Origin of the sequence: Priestia sp. TGN 0903 (assembly GCF_050846855.1) — a bacterium.
GTDB classification, from domain to species: Bacteria; Bacillota; Bacilli; order Bacillales; family Bacillaceae_H; genus Priestia; species Priestia zanthoxyli.
In genome coordinates this window covers 766,102-786,760 of the sequence record NZ_JBOZGL010000001.1, presented here as the reverse complement: position 1 = coordinate 786,760, position 20,659 = coordinate 766,102, and the positions used below count along the sequence as shown (strand labels likewise).

The window sequence follows — 20,659 nt, the reverse complement described above, 5'->3', positions numbered from 1 at the left end:
TTATTCTCTTTATAAAAAACCAATAGCTCAGGTAGTGAAGACGAATGTTGTAGAAAAAAACAAATCTGCTGATTTAAATCATAACAAAGATACCGTATACTCTCAGGAAATTGTTGCTAAAATAATGAACGGAAAATATAAAGGAAGGCTTATCCATTTAGAGAATACGTACTCGTATTCAGGTGCTTATGATCAAAAGTATACTGTCGGAACAGATCTTTTTGTCTCCTTAGAAAAGAATTCACAGCATGCTCTAAATGGAACGATTGAAGGAGTGAAGCGGGACAAGCAGGTTACCGCTGTCGCTGGTTTATTTATATTAATTTTGCTGGCTATTGGAAGAAAACAAGGTTTTTATTCAATCATTAGCTTATTTATTAATATTGTTCTTTTAATCGGGGCCCTCAATGTATATTTAGCACTAGGAAATGTGAGCTTGCTAGCTGTATGTATGGTAGCTGTCGTTCTTTTTACGGTTATTTCTTTGTTATTAGTAAGCGGTAATAAAGAAAAAACGCATGTAGCCATTATTTCAACTTTAATAGGTACATTTGTTTCTCTTTTAATCGCGTATGGTGTCATGCAACTGACAGATTCTAATGGCCTTCATTATGAAGGAATGGAGTTTGTAACGATTCCTCCTCAAAAAATATTTATGAGTGAGGTATTAATAGGATCTTTAGGAGCTGTTATGGATGTAGCGATTACGATTACTTCTTCTGTCTATGAACTATATGAAAAAAATAAAGAGATTGCGCGCAAAGATTTACTGAAATCAGGCAAAGAAATTGGCGGAGACATCATGGGAGCTATGACGAATATTTTATTTTTTTCATATATAAGCGGAACAATCCCAATGGTTCTTCTTTATTTAAAGAATGGCTCTCCTTTAGGATATACGTTTTCGATGAATTTCTCCTTGGAGTTAATCCGTGCTCTTACTGGCAGCATTGGTATTGTGTTAACGATTCCCATTACACTCTATCTTTCGATTCTTTTTATTTTTAGAAAGGGGAACAGAAAGTGAACGTTTTACTATTGCTTGCTCTTATTTTATTTATTCTGATGAGTATTGTGGGCGGAAAAAAAGGAATCCGGTCTTTCCTTGCGCTGTTCTTGAATTTTGGCGTTATTTTTCTCACCATTCTCTTTATGCTGTCTATAAAAAATACGATTGTTGTTACGTTAATCGCTTGTACAATCATTAGCTGCATTAATTTATTTTATATTAATAAATTCAATCATAAAACGCTTGCTGCGTTTGTTTCAACGATTATTACCTTAGCTGTTTTAGTACTCTTTATTTTTATTATTGAACATCATGCAATGATTCAAGGATTTGGAGAAGAACAGGAAGAAGAAATTAACGCTTTTTCACTTTATGTTGGAATTGACTTTGCTAAAATAGCCATTTGTACAATTATTATGGGTGCCATAGGAGCGATCATTGATATTTCGCTATCTATTTCGTCTTCTATGAATGAATTATTTGTTCATGATCCGTCCGTAACTAAAAAGAATCTCTTCAATTCTGGTTTGAAAATCGGAAGAGATATTTTGGGCACCACAACCAATACACTGTATTTTGCCTTTGTAGGCGGATATTTGACGTTAATTATCTGGTTTAAGAGATTGTCGTATTCGTTTGGAGACATTATCAATTCAAAAACCTTTTGTGCGGAAGTCATTTCTATTTTAAGCGGGGGCATTGGTGTAGCCATTATTATTCCGATTACCTCTTGGATTAGTGCCTCTATTTTCTTACAAAAAAGAGAAAAAGGGAAGCAGTACAAGGAAATAAAGTAGAGAAGCGTATGGACAAATAAAAACAGAAAGTCATAAGAAACTGCCCCTCCAATGGTTAACCATTGGAGGGGCAGTTCAAATTAACCTCGGCCTATTTGTGGGATTTTGAGAGGAAACTAGGTGGAGGATGGGAGTTGTAATAGCATTAAGGATTATTCTCTATTTTTCTCACTGATAGATAATACGAAAAGGCCAAGAAGCAGAATTCACAGGAGAAGCAGCTTTTACAAGGACGGTCTCACCGTTAGCTGGAATTATATTTTTAAAAGCATAAATTCTACGTTCACCTCTTGGAGATCCAGGTCCTCTGGAGGTCTTTTGAGGTATAATATTTCGTTCGTTTTTTGGGTCAAGTATCCAGTGTACGTACCAAATCTGACGTAAAAATTGTCTATTTGTACTTTGCGGACGTTCATCAAATATACAGTGATTCACTTGGCCTGTCCAATATAGATATCGCCCGTTTCCTATATACCATTCATCTCCTGACCGATATCTGATTCCTACACATTCACCGGGATAGATAATATCAGGGATGTTGTAATGACTTTCTCTTTGACAGCTAGGGTCACTATATTGTGTATAAGGTGTGACTTCTACCTTTTCCAATTGATTTTTTCTAAAATACAAATATTGCTGCGTGACTTGCCCTGTCGTTCGATTTACGGCTCGGTGACTTAGAAGAATACCGTTATAAGTCTGTAACTTTGTGTTATCGATGCTTCTTGTAACCGTTAAGATACCGGCATTTGAGCTTATGACGCCCCCTACTAATCTTCCATTATGAACACAGTACCCGTTTCTGCATGATGCACCGGCATTAGCTCGATATAGAACTCCTACGCATGTCCCACTAGTAATTAGAGTCAATTATATTCACCTCACATTTCAACGTTGTTTATAGAAATAGCTTTCGAAAGTACTCTTCGTTTGAAGTGATTTCTATAGATCATCCGGGCCGTATCGATAGGAAGGCTGTGTTTGAATAAAGTAGCCATTTCGCACTTGAGCTATCCAGTTTTGAAATATTTCTCTCCATTCAACACGGTTAAAAAACTCATCAAGCGGCTTTGAAGAATCCCATTCAATGATAAAGAACGGAACTACTGATGGATTCCATACGCCTATACTATTGACACCTGATTCTTTGATAAGAAGTAAAGGCAGGCCTCGTTGGTAACCCATGCTTGGCTCTATTTGTAAAAACGGAGCACCTTCCCATGATGGTGGCGGAGGTGTACCGCCGGGAATATTCGTCATGGTATAATTGGCGAAGACTTGCTGCATATTCACCGCAATCAATCCATAGCTAGAGAGGATCATTCGGCGAACGCTTGTAATCGTTTTATTAGGATATTGCTCCGTATCAGGCAGTGTACGAGGGAAAAGAAGAGCACGTTCAATTTCATCAATTAAACGATTAAGAAATCTTGTTTGAGTAGCATTAAGCATAGAAGGGTGGCTGAGGAATACAGGGATTTTATAAGCTCTATCGGCTGTATTTTTTAAAGGGATTTTAGGGGCAGCAGAGGGGGATACTTTATCGTCTCTAAGAGAGTAAGGCTTGTCTACATAATATTTACCATCTTGCGGATTATAATAGGAATAATGTTTTTTAATCGTAATCATCCTTTCTTATTTTTCTCTATATTTTATTCAGATAGACAAAATAAGTATGTATGTTTGTCCAAGGACATTAGGAGCATTTTTACGAGAAAACGTACCTATATTATCGTATGCTAGATTTGACTTAAATTAGTAGGGAAAATAATTCCTTAAATCCAATCCTTAAACAACTACTAAATCACTTTTAGTTCACTAAAAAATTGTAAATCAGTTAAAAATCAATTATAGTAATGAAGCATTAATACATAAGCCCATTTATACATCAGCTGAAAGGGAGTAGGAGGTGTTCATTAATGAGTACAAAATCTATAGATAGTATTGAAAAGGCAGCTCAAATCTTAAAATTATTGGGAGATAAAACAAGGCTTTCGATGGTGAAATTAATAGAGAACAATGAATGTTGTGTGTGTGAGTTCGTGGATATCTATCAAGCTAGCCAACCTTCAATTAGTCAGCATTTGCGAAAATTAAGAGATGCTGAGCTTGTGAAGGAAAGAAGAAAAGGGCAATGGGTTTTTTATTCTCTTAATAAAGAAAGCCGGTACTATGAGTTTGTTCTAGGTATACTTGAATCTGTACCAAGTCAGGACGAACGTTTAAAAGAGCTAGAAAAACAAGGACTGCGTATTAGTTGTTGTGAATAATTGGAGGTTTAAACAGTGGCATCGGTTGTACTAGCATCATTGATTTTTTTAGTAACACTAATTTTTGTCATTTGGCAGCCGAAGAATTTATCAATCGGCTGGTCGGCTTGTGGGGGAGCTATCCTTGCTTTAATGGCAGGCGTTGTTGATTTTCAAGACGTTCTTGAGGTAACCAGCATTGTGTGGAATGCGACTCTTACGTTTATTGCTATTATTATTATTTCTTTAATTTTAGATGAAATTGGTTTCTTTGAATGGGCAGCGCTTCACATGGCTAGAGCTGCAGGAGGGAACGGCGTGCGTATGTTTGTTTACGTGTCTCTTCTTGGAGCCGTTGTAGCAGCGCTATTTGCTAATGACGGAGCAGCTTTGATTTTAACACCCATTGTTTTAGCCATGGTTCGGGCATTAAAGTTCGACGATAAAATGGTTTTTCCGTTTATTATCGCAAGTGGATTTATTGCGGATACAACTTCGCTGCCGCTTGTTGTTAGTAACTTAGTGAATATCGTATCAGCCGACTTCTTTGGCATTAGCTTTTCTGAATTTGCATCACGCATGATTGTTCCAGATTTGGTTTCTCTGTTTGCAAGTATTATGGTCTTGTATCTGTATTTCCGCAAAAGAATTCCTAAGAAATACAATGTAGCAGATTTGCAGAAGCCAGTGGATGCCATCAAAGATGAAAAGATGTTCCGGCTATCTGGAATTGTCTTAGTTTTGCTAGTGCTAGGCTATTTAATTGGAGAATTCTTTAGCGTCCCCGTTTCGATCATCGCAGGTATTATTGCTATTCTGTTTTTGATGATGGCCAAAAAAAGCCGAGCGGTTCATACAAAAAAAGTGCTAAAGGGAGCTCCATGGGCGATTGTCTTTTTCTCTATCGGCATGTATGTCGTTGTATACGGCTTGCGTAATGCTGGTTTAACAGAAATTCTGGCTGACGTGATCCAAGCAACAGCCAGCCATGGACTGTTTGCAGCAACGATTGGTATGGGATTCACTGCGGCTATTCTTTCATCGATTATGAACAATATGCCAACCGTTATGATTGATGCACTAGCAATCGATGCAACACACGCAGCTGGCACAATCAAGGAAGCGCTCGTTTATGCAAACGTCATTGGATCGGATTTAGGTCCGAAAATTACCCCGATTGGTTCTTTAGCGACGCTTTTATGGCTTCATGTTCTGTCAACAAAAGGCGTGAAAATTTCATGGGGAACGTATCTTAAAACGGGTATTATTTTAACGATTCCGACCTTGTTTATTACGCTTGTTGGTTTGTATATTTGGTTGCTGATTATTTCATAACGCGTACTAAAGGAGATTTGTTTTAGTCGATAGGATGATAATCGCTGTTATCAGAAAATTTTAGATGTGTATCGAAGCTGTAGAAAATAATCTACAGCTTTTTCATTGAAAAAGTATAACGGACACTGACACGCTTTTAAAATGGGATATGTATTTCTCATTGAAACTACTTTTCTCCCCATTCATACTCCAACAGCTCTTTCTATGATAAAATAATAAAACTGACTAAGTTTCACATGGAAATTTGAAATGTAAGGTGATTAAATACATGAAGTTAATTATTGCAGAAAAGCCGGATCAAGGATCGACGCTCGCTTCACAGTTCAAGCCGAAGCGTCACGACCGCTATTTAGAGATTCCACCGAATGAAGTGTTTACAGACGGAGCATATGTAACGTGGGCAGTGGGGCATTTATGTCAGCTTGTAAGTCCGGAAGATTATAAGCCGGAGTGGAAAAAGTGGTCAATTGACACGCTGCCGATGATTCCAGACCGTTTTCAATATGAAGTGACGCGCTCAAAAGCAAAGCAGTTTCAAGTGGTAAAAAAGCTGCTTAAAAAGCCGACGGTCACAGAAATTATACATGCGGGAGATGCGGGGCGGGAAGATATAGAGACTTGTGTAAATGTGTAATTTATACAAGTCTCTTTTTCTATGAATTAAAGATATACTAACTTTCTATAGTGTGTAAGTAGTTTGAAGAATCTTTTAAATAGCCATATATTATAAAAGAGAAGGAGTAAGAAAAGAGGGGTTGAATGAGAGTTATTAAAGAGGGAGAAAATTATTTTGGGACTGTATACCATATATACAAAAACCAAGTGGAAATTAGGAAAATCAGTGTTACAAGAGTACATCAAACATACGAAGGAGTTGAATATATCTTTTTATTAGATTCTCGTGGAAAAGTAATTAAAGAAGTATTTAATTTTATAAATGACTATTGTAAGGCAGAAGTTAGAAATAGTAAGGAACAAGCTGCAAGTGCCTTAAAATTATTTTATTCTTTCCTAGAAATTAGGGATATAACAGTACAAGATCTGGATAGAAATGAAGTTAACAATTTATCAAGGTTTATTTTAGGAGATGCTATTGAAGGTAATCTATATCAACTATTGTTAACTACTAAAAGGTCAATTTCTACCCACAATCAATATTTAGATACCATACGAAAATTTATGAAATTTATTGAGGTGAAAAGCGACTATTTATTTGAGCAAACAGTTGCTAGTATAAGTAAAGGAGGTTTTGGGCTTTTATCCCATACTAAAACAATTACAGTTAATAAATATAAAACAAATGTAACCAGGCATAACAGCTTTGTCTCTTATGTTCCAAAGTATATTAGCTTACAAGAATTTTCAAAAGTAAAAAAATTCATTGTTTCAAGAAATTCCCGTCATAATTCAAGGGACTTACTGATAATAAATTTAATGTTTACGAGAGGGATGCGTTTAGGAGAGGTTTTGGGGCTAACGCTTGAGGATATAAAAGTTCATCCCAAAGACTCTAATGCAGGAATCCTTATACTTAGAAATCGTTTGAGTGATAAAAAAGATCAACAAGCTAAAACATGCTTTAAAGTATTTAAAAAAGAAGATTATAATTCGAATTTATATACAGAAGAAGGAATAGGATACCAAACCATTACGGTACCGGCTGCACTCATGGGGGATTTAAAACAATATATAGAGACCTCTCGCGATTTGTTGTTGTTGTCGGATTCTGTACTTGATAACATTTTTCAAAATTCTATAGCAGACAGCTTAGATAACGAGCATGAACCAAATTATTATTTGTTTCTAAATAAGAATGGAACCCCTTTAACAGCAGGAGGTTTTAATAAAATGTTAAAGCTAGTTTTCATGAACATAGGAATATCTACAGACCATAAGAATAAAAAAAATAACTTAAGCCACAGGTTTAGGCATGGATATGCAATGTATTTAATTGAAAACATGAATAAAGATATTAGCTATGTTAAAAGAGAATTAAGGCATAAAAGTATTCAATCAACACTGCAATACTATAACCCAAAACATGAAACAATACTGGAACATACGAAAGAGTTAGAGAAAAAACTTTTAGATTACTATAAGGAATAGGGATATAAATTATATGAAAAATCAAAAGTGGGAAAGTTTACAGGAAGAAATTAAATTTGAAATAATAACAAATATTAAGTGTATAGAGACTAGAGAGGCTTTTCTAGACTATTATGTTAACTCTTATGTATTTCCTATTATTAACGATAGAAATGTTTATGAAAGAGAATATCTAGGGTGGAAGTATTTAATAAGTGTGTTTAATAACAAGAGTATAGAAGATCTGAACTGGAATTTTATATGTGAAGTTTATAACTTTGATCTGCTTAATACCTTGTATTATTGTGAGAGCTTAAATGCAAATCAAGATAGTCTGATTAACAAAGCGTATAAAGAAAAAGAGAAACGGAAAAACGTCTTGGGAGCAAAAAACTTTTATAAGGTTATTTGTGAATTCTTCAAGTACCTGGCGTATAGTCCCTTATACTGCGATAGAATGAATGTTTTGGAAATTAAAAATTATTTACACTTATTAACTGAAATCAAAAAATCCAAAGTGAAAAGGAGCATACCGTTATATGCTCAGGAAGTTCTGAGCAACTATCCTCCTTGTTGTCATTATAACAATCTTATTCCTATAAAACATGCAAATGAAACAGGTGATGAAGAAACTCAAAGTAATTTTCATGTCAGAACAGATAGTAAATTTGTTAAAGATATATTATATTCTTATTTGCTTACGTTTAACTCCGACCAATTATATGGGAGACATTTAAGAGTGTTCATGTATTATTTTAACGAAAGCCTAGGTGATTCTAATGTTAAAGAACAGTGGAGGTTTGATGAAAAACTCTTTACTAAACAATATCAATATTTTAAAGACTTGCAAGATCCTCTTTATGGAAAACTAATTGTAAATTCGGAGCTCAAAGAGCTATTAGTCCAATTTTACAGGTATCTTGTCTATTCAAATAAAAAGCTTTCAAATTTCGTCTTACTCCCAACTAGTTTCAAAGAAGCTATACTTTCTAAAAGTTTTTATCGCTATTTTGAACAAGGTTACAATTTTGTTTATTATAATCCTTTAGAAGGGTTACCGGTCTGTAATAAGTTTTGTATCATTCCTAATAATTATAGTTTCAATAGTGCCCATAACTCCAACCAATCATGGATTGGTGTGGATTTAGAGGACGTTTCTTTGAAGTTTCAGGAAGATATAAAAGAATTTATTTGGAATAGTAACAGTAATATTAAAACTAACACTCAATATCTTTATAAAATTAAACAATTTCTAAATTTATGGGAAGAATTTAATAAGGCTGTGTTTCCTTTTAAAAGATATGAAGGTAATAAGATTTTTTCTAGTGAGTTCTTATGGGAATATAGAAGTCAGGAAGAATTAGAGGCAAATACCGGTACATCTTTGAAAGGTGTGTTAAAAGGAATTAGAAAATTTTTAATATTCTATAAAGAAAGATATAAAGTAACAGATTCTGATTTAAAGATATTAAATTTGAAAGGGTTGGAGGTTAAAACTGGAGGCCAGCCATTAACTCAAAATGACAGTAATAAAATATATAAAGAGTTTGAGAATTTATCAAATATTCGCACGAACGGGGAACTTTATACTATAGTATTTGAAATATTTATTTTAACTAATTTGAGGATAGGAGAAATATTGAATCTTAGGAGAGAATGTATCGTAAATGAGTATAGTGATGGTACAGGAGATATATCTTATGTCTCTAAAAACAGTAATAAAGAGTATGTAACACAAAGAGTATCGTCAAATATAATTAATTTAATAAAAAAAGCTATTAGGATTACCCAGCCAGTAGTTCAGCCTAACCGTATAATATCTAACTATATTTTTATAGAAGAATATCACTCTTCAAGAATTAAGCATAATAAGCGTATTAATTTCTCTAAGTACTTTAGTAACATTATAGAAAAATTAAGACCAACCTTAGAAGTTAAAGAAGGTTATCATCCTTATAATGTTCGCCATACTTTTATTGATAACGCTTATAAAGAAGGAATCAAAAAGAACTTATCCATCAATGAAATTGCTTTAATTACTGGAAATAGTTATAAAACTGCAAACCAATATTATCGGAAGCACAACGATATTGAATTTTATGTTGAAGCAATGGCAAAGGTAACTTTTTCTGATGTGGACATAAAGGGAAATATATTGTTAGAAGAAACAAAGCAAATGCAAAATCTAGTTAAAGAAAACTTAGGTCATTGTGGAAGTGATACTTGTATTTTTGAGATAGGAGAATGTTTATTGTGCAGGCACTTTGTTACATTTGTTAATAGAATTCCGAATTTTGAAAACTTGATTCAGAAATATAATAGTGATATTGAAAATACCAATAATTACTTAGAGATAGAAGAACTGAACATACAAAAAAAACTATTAGGAAAATACCTTTCCGAAATGTATAAAATAAAATTGGTTAGAGGTTGAGCTTTATGAGATTAACTACAACTATTTACAAATTTGAACAAGACTTAGTTAAAAACTTAAATGAATTAAAAAGTAATAGGTACAAGAAAGATGAAAACTTTAGAATTACTTCCGATATTTGGTTTAGAGATGCTATATGGGATTTTAAAAACCTTAACAAGTTGAATAGGTCTCCAGAAATTTATAGGTACGATTTTAACAAAATCCCTTCTGCGTATCATTTATACGTGAAAACAGTCATTTTAAATCAGTTACTAATTAACAAGAACAGATTTAGTAGCATTCATCCAACTTTTTCTACATTAAAATCAATTATCAAATATCTTGAACATAAAAACATTCATGATATTAGGTTATTAGATTTAAAAATAATTAAAGATTTCTTTGAGGAGAAAAAAGCTTATTGTACTAATAATTATATTGAGACTCTAAAGTTAGCCTATTATAAGCTTATTACAGCCATAGAAGATATTGATTCTATAGATGTGAAACCTATAAAAAAATATTTAGACGAAATTACAAAAGAATGTTATAAGGCAAAAACAACTACTGCAAAAAATCAGTACATACCAAATGCCTTTTTAAACCAAATTGTATCTATAGCTTTAAGTGATATTGAGAACTTTAACCTTAATAAAGATAGACGTATTGTTGCAGCTTTAATAATCCTATTAGCTGAAACTGGCATGAGGTTGGAAGAAGCAACTATGTTAGAAGCCAATAACCTAGAAGAAATAGTTGTAGGGGAAAATAGACACTACTATTTGAAGTTTAGAACTTTTAAGATTCAAGAGGGAACTTTCGAATCAAAAGAAACAGTTACTTGGTTAAGTGATAAAGCCGTTAAAGCGTATAAGGTTGCAGAAAACTTGGTTAATGAAATAATAGATTCTTTGAGTGAAAGTACCAAGAATCGAGTAATGCTCACATTACGTAATAAAGGAACTTTAAAACCAAAGTCAAACAATAGTAAAATTAAAAGTTTAGACAGAGACATTGATATTGAAGAACTTAAAATGTTAGATAAACAAGCGAGGAAATATTTATTTATTAGTGAGAAATACGGATTGAAAAAACATGGTACAAGACTGTTAAGAGATGATATTCAAAGGTTCTTTTTCACCCATGAACAAGATTTTAACATAGATAAAGTTCCATCGGCTGAAATCCATAACTTAAAGATGTTTAAGATTACAAGTGAATCTAAGTATAATAAATTCGTCAATGTTGAAGAAAGAAAAAAAGTGACCTATAAAGAAATTCAGATGAAAAAATATTGGTACGTAAACCCTCACATGTTTCGTGTGACAGTCTGTACAAAATTATTTTTACAAGGGGTTCATTTAGATTTTATTGTAAAACATATGAATCATCTTTCAGAAGATATGACCACTTATTATGATAAAAGCGAAGAATTTCAAGATAAACTAAATGAGAGCGTACAAATATTATCTTCCATTTCCAACGAAAATGGGTTGATTGAAACAAATCCTTTAAAAGTACAAGATTCATTTTTACAATCCGAACTACACAATGAAGGTTTTGCTGATAACATAAAGAAAATTAATGAGTTTTTAACCAATAATGATCTCAATATCCAGAAAGATATGGAAAAGGTATTAAAGCTTTTAAAGAGGACTCAGTCACCATTAGCTGAGAATGAGTTTGGAGTATGTATGAGAAGTGTTATTCACGGTATCTGTGAAAGAAGAAAGTATTTTAGTTCAAGCGCAGATTATTATCATATTGGGGTCCAGTTACCCACATTTAAGTTTATTCGCTATTCCTATGAACGTTTTAAACAAAAAAAGCAAATAGTTGAACATAATAAAATTATTGCAACTAAAAATGACAAATTCATCTCTGAATATGAAAGAGAAGTAAACGCTTTGAAGCACTTTTCAAAGAAAACATTAAAGACAGAAATAAAATTACTAGAAAAGTATATTAAAGAAAAAGGAAAAGCAGCTACTATTGAAGAGTTTCCAGATACTGTTCATATAGTTAATCAGTTAGAGTCTATAAAAGAGGAGGTTCAACCTTGGATCAAATAAAAGGAAAAGTGCAAGAAAAATTACTAGACATTAATCAAATTCCCTTTGATAACTTAGATGCAAAAACCCAAGAAAGATTAATAGAAGTAGAGAAATTTATTCAAGAAAGAGAAAAAGAAGCGCAGGATTTAGTTAAACGTATTCAAAAATTGAAAGTTACCAAGACATCTATTACAAATTCACCTGCTACGAATTTCACGAGGAAAACTTTATACAACGATTCAATTTTAAAAGATTATGTTGAATATTCGATAAAACATGTTCCAGATTACTTTAACGAAAGCAAAATAACAAATTTTAGACAAAAAATTAATGATATTCAAAATCAATATGAGAAAATTTTGTATCATATTACAAAAGAAAATGTGATAGAACTTCAAAATGAAAAAATGCAAGAAGATTTACAATATTTATTAACTAGAAATGACGAGCTTCACAAAATATTGATCGAAAAAGAAATAACAATTAAAACTTTACAAGAAAAACATATACCTAAAAACATACCCTTCACATCAGGAAAAAATATTAATATAAAGAAGAATGAGGAAAATTAGAGTGTATAATTGTAATAGTTCAATTAAAGCTATTTAAAAAGGTGATGCTAATGTCTAAAATTAATGAAATTCAATCAAAAATTAGTGAACTCAATGGTGGAGAATTTCAAAAAATGATGGATGTATACTTTTCAAAAATAATTGAAGGGGAAGTCTATGCTGTAGGTTCTGTATTAGGAAATAATAACACAAGAACAGGAACACCTGATACGTTGATTAAACTCAGGGAAGGAGGTTATATTTTTATAGAATATACAGTTCAAAAGAACAATATCTTTAAGAAATTTGAAGATGATATTAATAAATGTTTAGATGAAGGTAAGACTAACATTGCTTTAGACGAAATTAATAAAATAATATGTTGTTGCACAGGAAAACTTACAACGGATGAAATTTCTAATCTAAATACACAGTGCGCAACTTATGGCATTAGTCTGGAGCTAATAACAGTAGATGCGCTATCGTTTAAGATTTATAATAACCCTTCAATCGCAAAAGAATTTTTAGGGGTTTCTTTAGATACAGAGCAAATATTAGATAAAGAAGATTTTGTAAAAATCTATAACAGAAATAAATTATCTACACCACTTAATACTACATTATATGCTCGTGAGAAAGAAAAAAACTTGATTGTGGAATCTATATCGAAAAATGAAATTTCTATATTAACTGGAAAACCAGGTGTAGGGAAAACTCGTCTAGCTATAGAGTGTATAGAAATTTTTAAGGATAAATATCCAGAGTATACAGTAAAATGTTTAAGAAATAATGGACAAAACTTATATGAAGATTTAAAAACTAATTTTGGTAAGCCGGGTTACTATTTAATATTTATCGATGATGCCAATCAACTCACTCAACTGAATTTGGTTTTAGAGTATTTAAATATGGATACTGAAAGAATCCACATCAAATTGATATTATCAGTAAGAGAATACGCAGAGCGCAATTTAATTGATAAACTTTCGAAATTTAAAATCTGTACTATAAAAGTTGATGTTTTGGAAAACGATGTAATAAAAACTTTATGCTGTAAAGAATATAATATACACAATTCCATCTACATTGAGAGAATTCTAGAGATTGCTCAAGGAAATGCAAGGATAGCTGTAATGGCTTGTGAAACTGCTGCTAAACAGAATACTTTAGCAAGTATTGGAAACGTTATTGAATTAATAGAAGAGTATTATAAAAGCATTAAGGCAGATTTTGAAGCAGAATTAGAAAATAATAATTTACTTAAAGTAGCAGCGATATATAGCTTTTTAAATTACGTAAATTTGAAATATTTGGATAATTTAAGAGTTATGTGTGAGATAACAAATCTAACGGAAGATGATTTTTTAAGCCTTACAGATAGACTTCATGCTATGGAAGTTGTAGATATCTATGAAGAGGAAGTTGTGAAAGTTTCTGATCAAATTTTGGGAACTTACCTCTTCTACCATTCAGTTTTTAATAAAAAACTATTAGCATATTCTCTCTTAATTAAAGCTTATTTCCCTAAAATCACTACACGTATAATTGAAAATATAAACGGAGTATTTTCTTATTTTTATCATGAAGATATATATAATTTTGTAAAGAGGGAAATAAAACAGGTATTTGATGAGAAGAAGGCATCTAACCAAGAAGATCAAAAAGATTTTATGTATTCTTTTTGGTTTGCGATGGAAATTGAAACGCTAGTCTATATTAGTCAAGAGATTGACGATTATCCTGTAGCCAGTTCCCCAGAATTAGTAAGTTATGATATTTCTAAGAATAGTCCTCATCTACCTAAAATTCTCAGAACACTTATGAACTATAGTCAGACAGAGTATTATGAGGAAGCGTTACAATTAATATTTAAATATCTTTTAAAAAAACCTGAGGAGTTTTTAGAAGTTTATTCTGCTCTTACTGAAGGGTTTGGGTTTAAAGATTTTTCTGAAAGACAGAGGTATGCTCTTCAAAAAAGTATGATTGACTGTTCTATAAGAACATATAATCAAGAAAAAAGTATGGTTTCAAAAATGCTTTTAATTAAACTTTTAGATTTTTGTTTGAGTTTTAGCTTTCATATTAATGAGGTAGCAGGAAGAAACACAATAAAATACTACGATCTTATTTTAACAGGCAATGAGGATATGTATGAAATAAGAAAAGTTGTATGGGAGAAACTTATTAGTTTATATTTAGACTGTACAGTTAATGAACACGTTGAAGAAATATTATTTAACTTTGGTTATGAAAATGCTAGAGAAATAGATAAGAAATTACTAAGGTTTGATTTTAAGTTTATATCTCAGCTCTTAATCAATATAGAGGAGTTATCTCTAAGACAAAGTATTATTTTTAATAGGATCAATAACATTTTGCTTAGACATGATTTAAAGTTGGAGACTGACCTGCTTTCAAAGTTAGATTCGAGAGAATATAAAATATATAATGCAATGTCAAAAGAGTTTTTAGGTATTAATTATGAACAAGAAGAACTTGAAGCGAAGCAAAATCTAATTAATATGGCTACCAATTTTAGCCTTAATGATTTCGAAACGGTTTTTGAAGTATGTCATGAAATCAACAAAAATAATATCTTTAAAAATTCATTGTACAACATGGAAAACAGTATCTTAATTCTCTTGGAAAATGCAAGAGAGGAAATCTTTGTAGATGTGATAAAAGGCTATCTATCCACTGATTTAAGGATGAACGTATACCCAATGGCTATCATCAGAAGGTTAAATACGATTCTTGGCTTCGAGGGGGCAGAGAATTTACTTACCTCTATTTCCTATTTTAATCAAAGTTATTGGATGTACTGCTTGTTAGTGATTGAATCAGAAAAGGGTGTAAATCTAAAGACATTAAAAAAAATATATACTTATTTCGATAAACCTGAGGGTAAGACCAGTGGTTATTCAAGAGATTTAGAATTTCTACAGCCCTATCTTGAATTGGACTCTGACGTTTATATTAATGTTATTCAGAAAATCTTAAATAAGAATGATGAAGTAGTAGTTAGAGATTTAAGGTACTTATTTAATATATATTCACAAATTAATAAAAGAATATTTTTTATTTTTTCAAAAAATCTCAATGTCTTAAAAAATATATATTTACGTTTGCTCAAAGTAGATAGAAATCATGACCCTGGTTTTACAACATTAAAAAAATATATAGATGTTGATAATATGATAGTAGAAGAAGTAATAACTTTTTTAATTATGGAAGGCGATAATTTTTCAAGACTTAGCAAGGGTGGATTTGCGTTTATCTGGCAACATGAGAATTACGAAATAATAGTTAATAAATTAATAAAAAGCTTAGAAGCTCAACAAGAGAGAAATAATCTTCGTGTTTTAACTGTTTTAAAAAGTTTGTTTACTAACAAAGAGACGAATGAAATGATAATCTTAGAAAGGCAAAACAGCTGGATTAAAAACCAGATATGCATGCACTTCCAAGATGAAAATAGAATTGTATTTTTATTTAGAGCCACAGCACACTTAAGCAATAAAAAAAAGTCTGAATATATATTAGATCTATTAAAATATAATAGATCATTTGATTTATTTATTAAACTGCCTTTTGAACAAAATATATATTCATGGAGTGGAAGTGAAGTACCGTTCCTAGAAAGAAGAAAAGAGTTATTTGAAATTTTGCTTGTAGATTTAAAGGGAATTGAGTTGTTGCGACATAAAAAAATGGTCCAAGAAAGAATAGAATATTTTAATGACCTTATCAGAGGTACAAAAATTAGAGAGTTCATGGAGGATATATAACAATTATTTAGCAAGATATTGAATCATTAAACATTTGATTATTAAAAGTAGAGAGCAGAGCCCATTAAGTTGGTCAAATGCTGTCTACTTTTTAATTTTTTTGTAAGAGCTTCTCTATTTCTAAAATTATCTTATGAGGTTCTACTCTTAAAACGTTAGAAATAGAAAATAAGGTGTTCACTGTAGGTTTTCTCTTTCCTCTCTCCAAGAGGCTGATAAAAGTACGATCTAAGTTTGCTTCAAGAGCTAGCTTCTCTTGACTTAAAGAAAGCTCTACACGATATTTCTTTATAATAATTCCGAAAGCCTGTTCAATATCCAAGAAACCACGCTCCTAAAAGTCTATATGACTATTTTTAAAGAGCAATGATTTTTGTTCTACAGACTATAGTCTACAAAGGTAGATTTTAATAAAATAAAAATAAGAAGGGAGAGTTAGATATGGATAATACGTACAGAGGAATGAAAGCAATTAACAAGAGTTTACAAAAAAAACTTGAATTTGAGAGGAATTATCAAGAGGGTCTTGAGCGTTTATTGGAAGACTTAGAAGACCAGATTAGTCAAGAAAGGTGGATAAATAAATTGATTCGAAAAAGAATAGAATTCATAGACAGGAGGTGCACTAATATATTAAAGCAAGTGAAATTGAAACATAAAAAAATTCAACAGTTAGAAGAGAGACTAGCTGTCGCTAACGAGATTAACAATAAAATAGTAAAAGCAAATGGCCTCTTTAAGCGAGATATTAACAAACAAATAAGAGAAATAAAAAGACTAAATGGCCTAGTAAGTTATTATAGTTTTCACAAAAAAGAATTTTCTTTTCGAGATAAGCAAAATATTGAATTGCTTCTAAATAAAATAAGCTTATCTGTAAAGAAACTTTTATTAATGAGAAATCAAAAAGTAAGACGAGTAAACCTTATCTGTGAATTAAGAAAAGAACTTGGTGAATACGAAGATTTTTTTTATAAAAATAACTTTAAAGTTGAGGAAGATGTGAGAAAGTTACTAATTAAAATAGATTGTTTTTTTACGCAATGGATGAATTATTACCAAGGGTATAAATGGGATTCCAAAGAAATAAGTGTGGAAGATGTCCGAATAACAGAAATCTATATAAAAGAGTTAGTATATATTAGTGTTTATAAACGTTTTGAAAAGCTACAAGAAGAAATTCTACCTATAGAGAAATTATTTGAAACTATGAAAGAAAATAGAAGAATTCCTAGCAACTATATATTTGGAAAGTTTCATAATGAGATGAAATTATTGGCTAAGCAAAAGTACATTAATTTTGATAAATTTATAACTACACGTATATTCCCAGGAAAGATTTATGGCAACCTAAAGTCTTTCAATACTATTAAATATGACTTTGATTTAATGAAAACTTATGGAATGTTTCACATATTATATGTTTATGGTAGTTATAAAAATAATATTGTTAAGATAGGAGTAACTAAAGAAAGTTTGCTTAGACGATATATTGAAGCGAGAGAGCGCTATAATTTTAAATTTGACACTAATGATTTTGGTGAAATAAAGATTATTGAAAGCTATAATGCCCTAAACTTGGAAACTTATTTAAAAAGAAAATTCAAACAGCAACGTCATCCCCTTTTTGATTCTACTGAATGGTTCTTTCTTACAGAAACTGAATTTTACTACTTTTCTAAAGAACAATACAAACTAGATGCTGATTTTATGAGTATAGTTAATTATAGCTTAGAAATTTAATCTTAAGTTATGTTTTTATACAGTAAAAACATTAATAAAGAAATATATCCATAATATTTAAAGGTGTTCGTTATTGGAATTTAAACTATTTCATTTAATAAGCTTTTAGTATTACAATATAAAAGTGAATTAATTATGCTGCTTTACGTAGCTTTTATGTATTAGGAGATGTTTTATGAAGTTAATCGTTGCAGAAAAGCCCGATCAAGGTTTAAAACTTGCGTCTCCTTTTTCTTTTAAGAAAAAGGAAGGATATGTAGAAATAGAGCCAAATCATATTTTTCCGAATGGTGCTCTATTGACGTGGGCGATTGGTCATTTATGTGAGCTGGTACCTCCAGAAGAATATAATTCAGAGTGGAAAAAATGGTCTCTTGAAAATTTACCGATTGTTCCAACGCAGTTTAAACATCAAGTAACCAAATCAAAATGGAAGCAGTTTAAAGTTATTAAAGACTTAGTTCATAGAAAAGAAATAAATGAAATTATAATTGCGGGAGACGCAGAGAGGGAAGGCGAAGCTATTGTAAGGGTAATTCTGAATTTATGTAAAAATAACAAGCCAATGAAACGCCTTTGGATCTCATCTCTTACTCCAAAAGCCGTGGTTAATGGGTTTGAAAACTTGCTTGAAGAACATCAGACAAGAAATATATATTATGAGGCTTTAAGTAGAGCCTGTGCAGATTGGCTTATAGGAATGAATGCCTCTAGAGCGTATACTTTGTTGCTGCAGAAAAAGGGTATATCAGATGTTTTCTCAACAGGACGTGTGCAAACTCCAACGTTGGCATTAATTGTAAAGAGAGAAAATGAAATTGAAAAATTTAAATCTGAGCCTTTTTGGGAAATTATAGCCACATTTAACATGGATAATAAGGTATATAAGGGTAAGTGGCATAAAGATGGTGAAACACGTTTAAACGACGAAAAGATGGCACATAAGGTTATGTTGTTTTGTAAAGGGAAGGAAGCAGTTATTGACTCGATTGAGAAGGAAAGAAAAGAGTTTCAGCCACCTTTTCTTTTTAACTTATCTTCTTTACAAGCCACGGCTAATAGAATGTTTAAATATTCACCACAAAAGACGCTTGAAATTGCTCAGAAGCTTTACGTTAAAGGTATTATTTCATACCCTAGATCAGATTCAAGTTACGTTACAAAAGAAGAAGCAGAAATGTTTCCAGATACTTTAAAAAAAATCAGTCAGTTAGACTCTTTTAAATCATATTTCCCATTGCCTTTTGAATCCGTCATGGAAAATAAAAGGTATGTGAACGCCAAAAAGGTAACAGACCACTATGCTATCATTCCGACGGAGCAAGTAACAGATCCAGCTAAGATGTCAGCAGAAGAAGAAAAAATTTATTCTCTCATTGTCAAAAGACTAATTGCTGCTCATTACGAAAAAGCTATTTTCGATTATACAACCATTAATACACTTGTTGACGGAAGAGCAACTTTTATTTCTAAAGGAAAAGAGCAAATTCAAGAAGGTTGGCGCAAAGTTATTTATGACAATAAAAAAGAGCAAGAAGCTGATGAAGATGAGCAGGATTTACCTTCTCTTGAAGATGGAGAAAAAGGTATTGTACAAGATGTAAAAGTTAAAGAGGGAAAAACTCAACCTCCTAAAAGATATACTGAGGGTCAATTAATTACGTTGATGAAAACCGCAGGAAAGCATTTAGAAGATAGCGAGCTAGTTAAAGTGTTAAATAAAACCCAAGGTCTAGGTACAGAAGCCACACGAGCTGGAATTATTGATGTTTTAAGAAATCGGAAGTATATTGACGTTAAAAAGAATCAGGTGTTTGCGACTAATAAAGGAAGGCTTTTAATTCAATCTATAGGTTCAAGTATCTTAGCCTCCCCAGAGATGACGGCTAAATGGGAGCAGCGTTTAAATGAAATAGGGGAAGGTAAAGCATCCTCTCAGGAATTCATGGAACAAGCTAAAAAGCTTTCGCTTAAATTAATAGAAGACGCTAAGAACCAAAGTGAAGGTTGGTCTTTTGAAAAATTTGATCTCAGTGAATTTAAAAGAGAAAGGAGCAAGGGCCGAGTAAAAGGAAAAACAAAAACAATTGGAACTAAGGTCGGTAAATGTATAAAGTGTGATGGGGATATAGTAGATAAAGGAACGTTTTACGGTTGTTCTAATTATTCTGTTAATAACTGTAATTTTACTCTCTCTAAAAAGATACTGGGTAAAACAATTTCTCAAGCTAATGCTAAGAAACTATTGAAAGACGGTAAGACAGATATAATTAAAGGGTTTAAAAAAGGAGAAAAGACGTTTAATGCAAAATTAAAATACACAGAAGATAAAATTCAATTTTTGTTTGAAAAATAATATTATAAATTTGAATTATTTCAAAAAGAACTTTCTAAAAAGAGAGTTCTTTTTTATTTGTAAAAAATTTCATTTTTAAATTCTTGAATTTAATAAATTTAAATAAAAATTAAGATTTTAGATTCTTATAAATAGAAAACATTTCCGTGGAATTTATATGCAAAATTTCCTTTGAAGTGATATTATAGGTCTTAAATACCAAGTGAAATTACACAGTTAAATATTTGAGAAGAAAATTTATAAATTAAATTCACGAAATATGTTAGGAGATTA

Annotated in this window: 14 protein-coding genes and 1 pseudogene; 12 read left to right on the top strand and 3 right to left on the bottom strand. The window is 31.5% G+C overall.

Annotation, left to right across the window (positions count from 1 at the left end; all coding sequences use genetic code 11):
* Positions 1 to 34: 34 nt before the first annotated feature.
* Both ACRPLY_RS04065 and ACRPLY_RS04060 read left to right on the top strand, forming a co-directional pair.
* The gene (locus ACRPLY_RS04065) at positions 35 to 1,027 is read left to right on the top strand and encodes a YibE/F family protein (protein WP_033579521.1); all 993 of its coding nucleotides are present in this window, start codon (positions 35 to 37) and stop codon (positions 1,025 to 1,027) included.
* Entirely contained in the window at positions 1,024 to 1,806 is a 783-nt protein-coding gene (locus ACRPLY_RS04060; protein WP_028413678.1) for a YibE/F family protein, read from the top strand. Before ACRPLY_RS04065 ends, ACRPLY_RS04060 begins: the two co-directional genes overlap by 4 nt.
* A gap of 168 nt (positions 1,807 to 1,974) precedes the next feature.
* On the opposite strand, the gene ACRPLY_RS04055 is transcribed toward ACRPLY_RS04060, so the two are convergent.
* Positions 1,975 to 2,676: a hypothetical protein gene (locus tag ACRPLY_RS04055; protein ID WP_432231580.1), complete on the bottom strand. Its 702-nt coding sequence runs from the start codon at positions 2,674 to 2,676 to the stop codon at positions 1,975 to 1,977.
* Positions 2,677 to 2,748: 72 nt separating this feature from the next.
* Entirely contained in the window at positions 2,749 to 3,435 is a 687-nt protein-coding gene (locus ACRPLY_RS04050) for a hypothetical protein (RefSeq protein ID WP_228307684.1), read from the bottom strand.
* Between the two features lie 290 nt (positions 3,436 to 3,725).
* Here ACRPLY_RS04050 and ACRPLY_RS04045 point away from each other — a divergent pair, with 290 nt between their 5' ends.
* The 8 genes and pseudogenes from ACRPLY_RS04045 (at position 3,726) to ACRPLY_RS04010 (ending at position 16,287) form a co-directional block, all read left to right on the top strand.
* Positions 3,726 to 4,076 (top strand): ArsR/SmtB family transcription factor, encoded by a 351-nt coding sequence (locus ACRPLY_RS04045; protein ID WP_033578743.1) that lies wholly within the window; start codon positions 3,726 to 3,728, stop codon positions 4,074 to 4,076.
* 15 nt (positions 4,077 to 4,091) lie between these two features.
* Positions 4,092 to 5,390, top strand: a complete 1,299-nt coding sequence (locus ACRPLY_RS04040) for an arsenic transporter (RefSeq protein WP_432231579.1) — start codon at positions 4,092 to 4,094, stop codon at positions 5,388 to 5,390.
* Positions 5,391 to 5,658: 268 nt separating this feature from the next.
* Positions 5,659 to 5,997: pseudogene (locus ACRPLY_RS04035) on the top strand (toprim domain-containing protein); the annotation flags it as partial.
* Between the two features lie 152 nt (positions 5,998 to 6,149).
* Positions 6,150 to 7,496 carry a tyrosine-type recombinase/integrase gene (locus ACRPLY_RS04030; RefSeq protein ID WP_432231578.1) on the top strand — a complete coding sequence of 449 codons (1,347 nt, stop codon included), beginning with the start codon at positions 6,150 to 6,152 and terminating at the stop codon, positions 7,494 to 7,496.
* Positions 7,497 to 7,509: 13 nt separating this feature from the next.
* Entirely contained in the window at positions 7,510 to 9,909 is a 2,400-nt protein-coding gene (locus ACRPLY_RS04025; RefSeq protein ID WP_432231577.1) for a tyrosine-type recombinase/integrase, read from the top strand.
* Positions 9,910 to 9,914: 5 nt separating this feature from the next.
* Positions 9,915 to 11,963: a hypothetical protein gene (locus ACRPLY_RS04020; protein WP_432231576.1), complete on the top strand. Its 2,049-nt coding sequence runs from the start codon at positions 9,915 to 9,917 to the stop codon at positions 11,961 to 11,963.
* Complete coding sequence (locus ACRPLY_RS04015) at positions 11,951 to 12,517, top strand: hypothetical protein (protein WP_432231575.1); 567 nt, start codon at positions 11,951 to 11,953, stop codon at positions 12,515 to 12,517. The genes ACRPLY_RS04020 and ACRPLY_RS04015 overlap by 13 nt, the downstream gene beginning before the upstream one ends.
* Positions 12,518 to 12,567: 50 nt before the next feature.
* On the top strand, positions 12,568 to 16,287 hold the full coding sequence (locus tag ACRPLY_RS04010; protein ID WP_432231574.1) for a hypothetical protein: 3,720 nt from the start codon (positions 12,568 to 12,570) through the stop codon (positions 16,285 to 16,287).
* A 91-nt stretch (positions 16,288 to 16,378) separates the two neighbouring features.
* Here the strand turns inward: ACRPLY_RS04010 and ACRPLY_RS04005 are convergent, their stop codons facing one another.
* On the bottom strand, positions 16,379 to 16,609 hold the full coding sequence (locus tag ACRPLY_RS04005) for a helix-turn-helix domain-containing protein (protein WP_432231573.1): 231 nt from the start codon (positions 16,607 to 16,609) through the stop codon (positions 16,379 to 16,381).
* Between the two features lie 119 nt (positions 16,610 to 16,728).
* Here ACRPLY_RS04005 and ACRPLY_RS04000 point away from each other — a divergent pair, with 119 nt between their 5' ends.
* Together ACRPLY_RS04000 and ACRPLY_RS03995 are read left to right on the top strand one after the other, a co-directional pair.
* Positions 16,729 to 18,030 (top strand): GIY-YIG nuclease family protein, encoded by a 1,302-nt coding sequence (locus ACRPLY_RS04000; protein ID WP_432231572.1) that lies wholly within the window; start codon positions 16,729 to 16,731, stop codon positions 18,028 to 18,030.
* Positions 18,031 to 18,205: 175 nt separating this feature from the next.
* The gene (locus ACRPLY_RS03995; RefSeq protein ID WP_432231571.1) at positions 18,206 to 20,386 is read left to right on the top strand and encodes a DNA topoisomerase III; all 2,181 of its coding nucleotides are present in this window, start codon (positions 18,206 to 18,208) and stop codon (positions 20,384 to 20,386) included.
* Positions 20,387 to 20,659: the final 273 nt, after the last annotated feature.